At 64.5% G+C, this 10176-nt stretch carries 10 protein-coding genes; 1 reads left to right on the top strand and 9 read right to left on the bottom strand.

Annotated elements, in window-relative coordinates; all coding sequences use genetic code 11:
• Positions 1 to 481 precede the first annotated feature (481 nt).
• A complete protein-coding gene (locus JSV65_08855; GenBank protein UCH36445.1) occupies positions 482 to 1606 on the bottom strand; it encodes a transposase in 1125 nt (374 codons plus the stop codon).
• A gap of 80 nt (positions 1607 to 1686) precedes the next feature.
• Here JSV65_08855 and JSV65_08850 point away from each other — a divergent pair, with 80 nt between their 5' ends.
• A complete protein-coding gene (locus JSV65_08850) occupies positions 1687 to 2490 on the top strand; it encodes a tyrosine-type recombinase/integrase (protein UCH36444.1) in 804 nt (267 codons plus the stop codon).
• A 615-nt stretch (positions 2491 to 3105) separates the two neighbouring features.
• Here JSV65_08850 and JSV65_08845 read toward each other — a convergent pair.
• The 8 genes from JSV65_08845 to JSV65_08810 form a co-directional block, all read right to left on the bottom strand.
• Positions 3106 to 3321 (bottom strand): hypothetical protein, encoded by a 216-nt coding sequence (locus JSV65_08845; GenBank protein ID UCH36443.1) that lies wholly within the window; start codon positions 3319 to 3321, stop codon positions 3106 to 3108.
• A gap of 108 nt (positions 3322 to 3429) precedes the next feature.
• Positions 3430 to 3687 carry a hypothetical protein gene (locus tag JSV65_08840; GenBank protein UCH36442.1) on the bottom strand — a complete coding sequence of 86 codons (258 nt, stop codon included), beginning with the start codon at positions 3685 to 3687 and terminating at the stop codon, positions 3430 to 3432.
• Between the two features lie 36 nt (positions 3688 to 3723).
• Positions 3724 to 3945 (bottom strand): hypothetical protein, encoded by a 222-nt coding sequence (locus JSV65_08835; GenBank protein UCH36441.1) that lies wholly within the window; start codon positions 3943 to 3945, stop codon positions 3724 to 3726.
• Positions 3942 to 4460, bottom strand: coding sequence for a hypothetical protein (locus tag JSV65_08830; protein UCH36440.1), 519 nt, complete (start codon positions 4458 to 4460; stop codon positions 3942 to 3944). Before JSV65_08830 ends, JSV65_08835 begins: the two co-directional genes overlap by 4 nt.
• A gap of 216 nt (positions 4461 to 4676) precedes the next feature.
• Positions 4677 to 6341 (bottom strand): hypothetical protein, encoded by a 1665-nt coding sequence (locus JSV65_08825; GenBank protein ID UCH36439.1) that lies wholly within the window; start codon positions 6339 to 6341, stop codon positions 4677 to 4679.
• A gap of 1065 nt (positions 6342 to 7406) precedes the next feature.
• Positions 7407 to 7712: a hypothetical protein gene (locus JSV65_08820; protein ID UCH36438.1), complete on the bottom strand. Its 306-nt coding sequence runs from the start codon at positions 7710 to 7712 to the stop codon at positions 7407 to 7409.
• Positions 7713 to 7714: 2 nt separating this feature from the next.
• Positions 7715 to 7984 carry a rhodanese-like domain-containing protein gene (locus JSV65_08815; protein UCH36731.1) on the bottom strand — a complete coding sequence of 90 codons (270 nt, stop codon included), beginning with the start codon at positions 7982 to 7984 and terminating at the stop codon, positions 7715 to 7717.
• A 256-nt stretch (positions 7985 to 8240) separates the two neighbouring features.
• Complete coding sequence (locus JSV65_08810; GenBank protein UCH36437.1) at positions 8241 to 8816, bottom strand: DUF1573 domain-containing protein; 576 nt, start codon at positions 8814 to 8816, stop codon at positions 8241 to 8243.
• Positions 8817 to 10176: the final 1360 nt, after the last annotated feature.

Genomic DNA, 10176 nt, shown 5'->3' with positions numbered 1-10176 from the left:
TAGCACCCAAGACCAAGGCCCTCATCCTGCTGCACACTAAGGGTTGGTATCTCGTCAAGTCGGTGACGGGCCTCATCGGATGGGCGGAGGGCGAAAGAGCCGTCTACACCACGTTCAGTGATCTGCCCCTAGCAGACTGACTGCGTGAGAGAGCGTTGCAGAGGGACGTCTGCTGCCGTCATATGTGGATGCGACCACCGTGCCCGTCAATGGGTCGTGAGACCGCTACGGGGGAGACATTCGCGGACAGGTCGCCAACTGAGCCCACCGAAGGCCGTGCTGTCCAGAAACTCATCAGGCTAACGCAGAAGGGTCGACGGGCGGTTTGGTGACGACAGTGAGGATCATCCCAAGGAATCTCGGGGGGGGCGAAATGGTGGCAGATTCGTGACCTGGCCGCTGTGACCGCGCCACCCTGGTGTCCTGGCACGAAGACACTGCGCACGCTGTTGCTCACGACTCATCGCGCCGGGCGCCGCAGCTAGGATGATTTGCGATAGTACGAGTTGAGCAGGCCGCCAAGGAACTGCTGGCGGTTAACGTCGAGTCGCCGCGCCATCAGGGGTCCGGGAAGCACGGGGAGGCTGCCAGTCGCCACGCACTCCGGTATCTGGTTGCCAATCCCCTGGTGCGGGCGATGGTGGTTGGAGAAGTCGCGATAGCAGGCGAGAGTTCTCTGCAAGCTCCCCAGGCTGATCAGAATGAGGTGATCGAGGCACTCTTCGTCCGCGCTGCGCACCCAGCGTTCGGCATGGGCATTGGCGTCGGGAGCGCGAAATGGCGTCTTCACGATCTCCAGCCCGGCCCCCTGTAATGTGACGTCAAGATCGTGTACGAGCAGCTCGTCGCGGTCATGGAGCACCATGCGAGGCGCCACCCCCAGATCCTCACACGCCATCAGCAAGTTGCGCCCCATCTGGCGCATCCACAGACCGTGGGGAGAAAACGTCGCCTCGGCGAGGACAATGCGGCGTGTGCTCAGGTGCAGCGCAAACAGGATGTAGGCCGTCCGCAGGCCCGTGCAGGTCCAGACTTCCTTGGTGAAGAGGTCGACGCATAGCAGGACCTCGGCATGGCGCGCCAGGAACTGCCGCCACGTCAGCCCGCCGCGCTGAGGCGATGGGGGGAGGCCATGTCGCCGCAGGATAGCGGCGATGCAGCCCTTGGAGCGCTCAAGGCCGAGCTTCAGCAGTTCCCCCCGGATGCGCTGGTAGCCCCAGGCGTTCTCTCGCGCCAGGCGGCAGATCACAGCCTCGATCTCCCCGGGTGTTCGCGGTCGCCCCGGCTGGCGCGAGCGCCGGGCGCTATAGTCCCACTTCTGCCGCTCCAGGCGCCGCTGCCAGGCCAGAATGGTTTCCGGCTTGACGACGCTCACCACCTCCTTCATCAGGGAGCGTCCCATCGCCAGCGCCGCCTCCATCAACGACCGCCGTTCCTCATCCGTGAAGCGCAGGCGGCCATTGGCCTGCGCCTTCTCCTTCAGAATCCGATTCTCCAGGCGCAGATACTCATTCTCCAGCGTCAGCTCCCGGCACAGCAGCCGCGCCACCATCGCAATCATCGGCAGTCCCATCCAGTCGATCCCGTTCCCTTTGTGCCTGGCCATCCCGGCGCCTCCTAGGATTGGCAATCCCAGCAGAGCAACAGGGTAGCACGATCACGTTTCAAGCACAATGAGCAAGGCAGATGAGTTTTTGGACAGCACGGGGCCAGTTCTGCAAGTGGCTCAGCTCCCGCCTAGGCCACCTACCCGAGCCTAGCGCCGTCACCCGCGAACTGGTGATGCAGTGGACGGTGACGCTGGCCGGGCGAGCATCAGCCACCGTCTGTCGCAAGGTGGCTGCGCTGTCCACCTTCTTTGGCTTCCTGGTTGACGTCGGGGAGTTGCACGGCAATCCTGCCCGAAGGATTCCCTTGCCCAAGCCTGCCAGCCGCATCCCCAACGCCATCTCCGAGGACGAAGCTCAAAGCCTCATCGCAGCCGCCGAATCGCCCTTCCAGCGGGCCATGCTCCTTCTGATGCTGACCGCCGGCCTACGCCGCAGCGAGGTGGGCGCGATTCGGCTGGAGGACGTGAAGCCCGAGGAGGGGTTGCTGCTCGTGCGCGGCAAGGGCGCCAAGCAGCGCATGGTGCCGCTCATGCCCCAGACCGCTGAAGCGATTCGCGACTATCTTGCCACTCGCCCAGACGTGAATCAGCCATTTCTCTTCCTCAACCCCCAAGGCCAGCGGCTGGCGAACGACTACCTCAACCGCATCCTGCGCCGCATTGTTGCCCGGACCGGCCTCGGCAAGCGCGTCACCCCTCACATGCTGCGCCATACCTTCGCCACCCATCTCATCCGCAACGGCGTGGACGTGCGCACCGTCCAGGAACTTCTCGGCCACGCCGACCTCGAAACCACCGCCAACTATCTGCACTCCGACACCCGCGCCAAAGAAACCGCAGTCGGCCTCATCACCACTCTGACGGGCCCTGACACATCCTGAGCGGCGCACACTCAGCTGTCCCTTCGCTGCCCACGAGATGGGCCAACGCCCTGAAATCCGCACCGTCCACGGGCTCTGCAAACACTCCACCTGGAAACCACCGACCACTACGCCCACAGATACTGGCTCTGACATAGTGACTCGCACGACTTACCGGTACAGGCCGCATCAAGTAGCCCGAAATGCGGCCGCTTGGCATGCATCTTGCGATGGTCATGGTGCATCTGGTTTGTGACACTGCACCGGATCACCAGCGGGGCCTGGTTCCACCGGCGACCAGATGCCTTATGACGTCACGCCGTCGCCATGAGGTGACCGCCGCGTCGCGCGAGGTCTGCCTATCACGGCTGCGAGGCCGCCGGTGTCGCGATCCGTGGGGTGGCTCGCGGGATATCGCTTTGGGAAACGGCCACATTCGGCCCAGAGCGGTCGCGCGTGCCACAGTACGGGTTACAAGAGCATCTCGCAGCGCGCACATTGCGATCTCTGGTGGGCGGTCTCTTGTCCTGAGCAGCGCCTACCGCGGAGTGGCCGCGATCGCTGAAGTGAAGCGGTCCCGGCAGAAGGGAAATCGGGGTGACGTCAAGAGCACGCCGTGACAAGGAGCGCTCGCGGTCAAATGCCGAGGATAAGCTCCGGCAGGAATGTGTAGATGTTCTCAAACAGCTTCACACCTACTTCGGCCAGCCTCTGCACGGGCGCCCCTTGACCAGGCTGCTCGCCGACATGATTCACCTGCAGACGCGGATCGAGAAGCTCGGTCGCGTGCCCCTGGATGTCGCTGCTGCCATGGCAGCCGTGCGTGACGGCGCCGCAGCAGGACTGCGTCACATTGCGCCTCAATCAGCGCAAGCTGCGAGGGCTGCGACCACTGGAGACGACAAGCGCTGAGCGGGCAACACGCGCGGTAGCTGATGCTGCAGCGGCGAGGCCGGTTCATCAGCCCAGCCTATCGGCTCGACTCCTAAGCAGTCCGGCCACGCTCCAGGCGTCTGACGGATGCACCGCAGCGTACACGCTCGCCGCAAGCAAGCCCATGTCCCTCAGCAGGACAGCCCACCCCAGGCGCATCCCCGACGCGCTGACTGTGAAGCAGCCGCACTCCACGTCAAGCCCCCGCAGTACCCCAAGGCTTCCCACGAGGATAAACAGAACCATGAGGCCGCTGGTCACCACGCCGGCGCTGCGTCGTCCCATGCCGACCACAAGCAGCACGCCGGCGATCAGCTCGATTCACGGAAGCCACATCGCAGGCATGTTTACCAGGTCGGGATCAAGTGCTCGGTAGCTATAGATGATGCGGGCAAAGTCGGAGGTGTGGCCGATCTTGCCCGCACTGGCGTACACGAACAGGCCTCCCACTAAGAGCCGCGCGAGGACTGAGCCCGCCGGATGCCACAGAAGCGACGGGGAGGGCGCGGCTGCGCACGGCTGCTCGTCCAATGCGATACTCACGGGCCCTCGGCTCTCTCAGACGGGTAGCCGGCCGCCTCCCACTCATCCCAGCCGGAGAACATCAGGTACACGCCGGAGTGCCCTCGCTCCGCCAGCCAATCCGCGACTTTGGCGCCTTGATCGCACTGAATGTCAGAGCAGTAGGCAATAATGGACGACGCCTCCCGCAACCCTTTGGCGAGTTTCGGGTAGGTCTCGTCGAAATCGTCGGCGGGCAAATTGACCGCGCCGGGGATGTGGCCTTCCGCATACTCCTCCGGCAGCCGGGCGTCCACGAACACGGCCGTTCCCGCGTCAAGCACCGACTTCGCGTCAGTTGTGTCTATGTACAACACGCCGGTCGCCACTGTTGCCCGCAGCGTGGCCTCCGACGCAAACAAAGCCACGGACCGCGCGGCGAAATGGTTCGTAATCAACCCGATGACGGCGCCCGCCACGACAATCGCCAGCGCGCCAAGGGCGACCGTTCCGCCCTCCCGCTGGCTGGCACCGTGATTCATCGAGTTGTCTGGCACTGTGTCCTTTGCCCTTCGTGGCCCTCAAGCCGTTGGCCCCACCAATGGAGCCAACTGGCGGTCTGCGCCGGAGTCGCAACGGACACTGCCGGGAACCCGGGGTTGGCTAGCGAACGAGCGAGGCGGGCAGACGCCACAGCGTCACTTCTCCGTCGCAACCGTTACACGCACCGACTCGACTCGCCTCGCCCGATCTCCTCAACTGAAGTTCGCTCTCTAGTACGGGATGCCGAACGCGCGGCAGAGGAAGATCGCCATCTGGCCGCGGGTAACCGGGTTGGTCGGGCAGTAGTTGCCGCCGCCGCAGCCGCCGGTCACTGCCGTGCCGCCCCACGAGGCCGCATCAGCGAGCCGCTCCACGTAGCCGTAGAACACGTGGGTGCCGTCGGTCTCCGGAGTGTCGTACGTGCCGTTACTGCCGCGCGACACGTCGCCGAAGGTCGCGGAGCCCGGATCATACCACGTCTGGCCGGCCGCGATGCACAGGAACTTGGACATCTGCCCGCGCGTCACGCCGTTGGCCGGACAGTAGGTGGTGGCGGTGCAGCCGCCCGTGGGGGCGGTGCCGCCCCACGACGCCGGGTCGGCCAGGCGCTCGATCCAGCCGTAGAAGATGAAGGTGCCATCTACATCGTAGCCACCTCCACCCCCGCCGTCCCACACGCCGTTGGTACCGCGCGGCACGTCACCGAAGGTCGCCGAGCCCGGGTCATACCAAGTCTGCCCCGCCGCCTTGCAGATGAACGATGCCATCTGACCGCGGGTGACCGTGGAGGTCGGGCAGTAGTTCAGCGGAGTCTGGGTACACCCTCCGGTGATCCCCTCGCGGTAGATCGCCTCGATATACAGACGGAACGGGTGATCCATTGGCACGTCGGCGAAGATCGACGCGGAGGCGCGGCCGACGATGACGGGATGGTACGGGTCGGCGACATCCATCACTTTGAGGCCGTCAGGTCCGTCGGCCACGTACGCGTAGGCACCGGACACCGCCACGCTTTCCGCAGTGCCCGTGCCGCTGATGGTCCCGTACGACGTCGTGACAGGAGCGGTCGGCGTCGTCACATCAAAGATCTGCAGATATGGAATCGAGGTGTATATGCTGGTGCCCGCGGCGTACACCAGGTTGCCCTGCACGACGAAGCGATTCAGGTAGCACAAGGACTCGGCTTCCCCCACCACCGCGAGCGCAGTCGGATTCTGCGTGTCCACGACCGCAATCCCGCTCACCATCCCTCCGGGTATGTAGGCAAAGCCCGGCTTGGCCGTTATTCGCGCACACCCGATCGGCGGCGACGACACCCAGCTCGGCGCGGCCGGAACGCTGACGTCAAGCACGCATATCTTGTTCGAGGTCGCGACGTACGCATAGTCGCCGACGATCGCCACCTCCCTGGGCAGCCGGCCCAGTTCCACTTCGGCCACCACGGCCGGGGCGCTCGGCTCCGATACGTCCACGATCCTCAAGTATCCAGGAGTCCCCGCCGTGGCGTCCGAGATATACGCATGCCCGCCCGCCACCGTCACCTCGTGCGCGGGCTCACTCACCGAACTCACCCACACCGGCGAGGCAGGATCGCTCACATCCACCACCGCCATGCCGGCATCGCCGCCTGCCGCGACCACGATGGTACCCTCGCCATCCAGGTAGGTCGGCACAAACCCGACCTCAGTCGCCCCCACCGCCAGCGGATTGGCCGCATTGCGCACATCCACCACCACCACGCCGTACTCCTGGGACGCCACATAGGCATATGCGCCGTCGGTCACTACATCCACCGCCGTGCCGACCGCCGCTTGGGCCGGCGCCGCAAAGGCGACCAGGAGTGCAGCGACGACAAGGGAAGAGACAGGGGGAACGATGATAGCGATACGCTTCATGAATTCGTCTCCTTACGACACGGTACTGCGGTTGCGACACGCAGCAAGCATACCGCGACACACCTACGCCGCCCTGGCCACCGGGCGACGCAATTCGCGCCCCGATTGCTTGAGGCCTGAGCGAGGGCCGCCATATGACTGAATGTGTAACTAGGCTCCTCTAGCTTGAAGGCACGACCAACGGCGGGGCGCTGCCCTGCGAAGCGACCGCTTCGCCTCAGCAGCCCGCCCGCGTCGCGGCGACACGGGCCCCGCGCTCGGCTACACGGCAAACACGTCGCAACAAAGCACAAGGCGCGCTATATCCTCCCTCAGGCGCCCACTCCGACAACATGCCGGCTCTACAGCCGGTCTGCCTCATACTTCGACAGAGCAGTTCTCTCAGACCCTGCCGCCACCCACAGCAGCACGTCCCGGCGCATCTCGCCGCCGGCGCATCCCTGCAGGCCCAAGCCGGCTATACGGCTTACCACTAGAAGTGTACCCGGCAGCGCGGCACGGAAACCGCGCACGGCCCCAGCACTGCCGCGTCCTGTCTGTCTGATCCGCTTTCTGGTTGCGCTACGTTGCGCCGGGCTTGCTCCCCGCATCGCTCGGTCCTGGCCAGCCCTTCACGGGGCTCCCCTTGCGCTGGGCAAATGGTGAGAGATATCCCCAGGGAGTTCGAGCGCCTTACGCGAATACTCGACACTCAGTCGCGCGCCAAAGCCTGTACTCTCTGCCGGAAGGCCCCGATCAGCGTACGCGACTTCTGGGCGCATGGCCTTGCGGGTTGAAGCCGACCAGATGCGCTATTGAGAACTCCAGTCGGGAGTTTCGCCGGCAACCGGCACCTCGCCGCTAGTCTCGGTGCCGAACCGCGGTGGACGCCGCTCGAGCAAGCGGTCTACGCTGAGCGCATTCGATGGGTGCACGGTGGCGTACAAGCTCAGCGCCAGCAGACCGACAAGCGCAGCAGGACGCCGAGCCCCAAGCGCGTATCCGCCCCCTTCGCTGCAAAGCACCCGCATTCGATATCAAGCCCGCGGATGAGGGCGAACCCGCCTGCGAAAAAGAAGAAGACGATCAGCCCCGTCGCGACCGCATGGGCGCTCCGCCCCCCCCCGCCCCAAGCACCACCAGCAGCGCGCCTGTCAAAAGCTCGATCCACGGCAGCCACAGCGGAGGCAGGTTGACCAGATCCATATGGAGGACGTGATAGCCGTAGATAAGGCGCGCAAAGTCCGCGGGCTGGAACGCTTTGCCTATGCCTGCACAGATCAACACGCCGCCCAGCACCACCCGCGCCGCCACACCGAGCCACGGGTGCCAGGCGAGCGGGACGAACTTGAAGCGTGGCCTTCTCGGCTCTGAGAAGACTGGACCTGTCATGGTCACGACCTCTCGACCGGATAGCCGGCCGCCTGCCATTCCTCCCAGCCGGAGAACATCAATAGGACCTTGGGATAGCCCCACGCGGCGAGATCGTTCCCGACCCGGGACGAACTTTCGCAGGTCAGGCCCTCACAATAACAGACAATGGCCGGGGCTTTGCACATGCTGTCCATGACCTGGCGACTGAGCTTCTCCAACTGATCGGCAGGCAGGTTCAGCGCGCCCGGTACGTGGCCCTCGGCGTACTCCCCCGGCGGCCGCGCGTCTATTGAACAGGCCCGCCTTCAGGTCATACGTCGCCTTGCCTTCGCTGAGGTCGTTGCAGCGCACGTTGGCGGCGAAAGCGACCCTGAGTGTGTCGTCGGAAGCGAACAGCGGCAGGGGGTGCGCGGCAAAGTGGTTGACGAGTATCGTCGTCGCCCCAAGGCCAGTGACTCCCCCCTTCGGCCGCTCACCGTGTTGACTCATCACCATCATGTCCCGTTCGGACACCCGCGCCCTCCCAGCGCTGGCGCAAAGCCGGCGTCACTTGTCCGTCGCGATGTTGGCCCGCACTGACACGTGCACCTTAGGCTGACGCTCTGAATCTGTCTCAATGGTGACCATACCGGTTACGGAACTGGTGGCGGAAACCGGCTTCACCGTCACGTCTATCTCATACTTGCCCCCTGGGACAGATCTCGGTTCGCTCACGCGGATGCCCGCCCCGGCCGCCGATACTTTCTCGATCTGGAAGACGTAGCCGCCGACGCCGCTCACCGTCACCGTGCGGGTCACACTCTCGCCGACTGCCAGCTTTGACTCATAGATCAAGGACGGTGTCGCTTCGATCTGAGCCTTGACCTCCCCGTTCAGCCGCAGCGTCACCTGGGACTGCTCTGGATCATTCGTCTCGACGTAGATTGACTTGCGCTGCGTTCCCTTGTAGTTCGTCGTGCGGAACGTTGCCTTGACCCTACCTTCGCCGCCCGGCGGCACCTCCTTATCCGTCACCAGCGCGGCTGTGCATCCGCAGCTCGTCTTGACGTCTCCTATGATCAGGGGCGCCGTACCCGTATTGCGGAACACGAAATCGTGCTCCACTGGATCCCCCATGAGCACCTCGCCGAATTCGTGAGCGGTGCTTTCGAACCTGATGCGGGGTGCCTCGGCGGGATTAGCCGGCGCAGACGGTGCGCGCTCTGACGGCGCCTTAGTCTCCGGCGGATTCGCACCGGTGCGAGGAGCAGAAGCTGAGCGCGTAACCTGGGTAGGGGCTGGTCCGGGAGTCACCGTTTCGGGCTGCGGATTCTGCTTGGTCGCGCTGCCCGCTTGCTTGGCGCCGCCCGTCTTCGTCGGCGTACTCCCGGTGCGCGCGGGGCCCGTGGCGGTAGCACCCGTGCCGGAACGCTCGCCGCTCGGTTTAGGCCTCTCGGCCGTTTTGACCGCGGCGGTCTCCGGCTCCGCGGACGCTGGGTCTTCGCCGGGCCCCGGTAGGGCTGCGGGTGCCACATCGCTCGGCGCCTGGGCGATATCTACCGGCCCCGAAGCGACGGCTTGGGTCGCTGCTGGCGCCTTCTCCCTCCCAGGGCCTGTGCACCCCATCATGTAACCTACGACAAACGTGAGCCCGGCCACGATTAGGACAGTCAGGACTCGCTGTGCATTCGTTCTCATCGCCTGTTTCCTTTGGATGACCCTTCACGGCCTCAGGGATGCGCCTCACATCCCAGCCCGTTCGAAACTGCGGCGTGTACCATATTCGCCCCAGAACTCCATTCACCTTGAGCGCGGAAGCGCACACCGCCGGTTTCCTCGGGCCCCGCCTTCTGGCGCTGAGCCAGGCGCTTTCGAATCCGAACTCAGCCAACGGACCGGACGCCGCCGTCCTTGGGGCGCGCGGAACGGGCCTTCCCTTGGGCGTGAGAAAGACCGCGACATGCTGCCAATCCGGGCGTTTCTGGCACGATGCGAGCTAGTACTCGCGTTCGTACGTCCGCAACACCGGGGCCGTGCCTATCGCCCCACTGCGGCAAACCACGAGCCGCGCCTTTGGCTTCCGGGCCGCTTGGTCAGCTTGCTTCCAAGCAATATTCGTGCCAAAGCAGGAGCGATGGTGGTTTGCGCGTAATAAGAGACAAATGTCGCGTAAAGCGACAGAGGATAGGTGGTCCTTTGTCGTATAATACCGCTCGGCACCCCACGTAGGTTGCTCGTCTGATACGCCGGCGAGCGGCTTCCATCCCCCATCGTCGGTGGGAAGCGTCGAGATACGTGACCCACGGAGCGCAATGCCAGGTCGTAGCAAGGGCTTCGGCTGCCAGTTGCAGTGACCCGTCGCAGCCCGTTATTCTATATGAATTGCCGCAGAGAGGAGGTGCGACAACAGGTTCTATCCGGTCTTGAGTTACTAAATCTTTCCGACGGAGGATATAACTGAATGGTTGGTAAGACGAAATCATGCTGGGTGTCGCTTCTGGCG

The organism is Armatimonadota bacterium, assembly GCA_020354555.1.
Classification (GTDB): Bacteria; Armatimonadota; Hebobacteria.
Note: the sequence above shows the minus strand (reverse complement) of the source record. Positions and strands in the feature narration are given on the sequence as shown.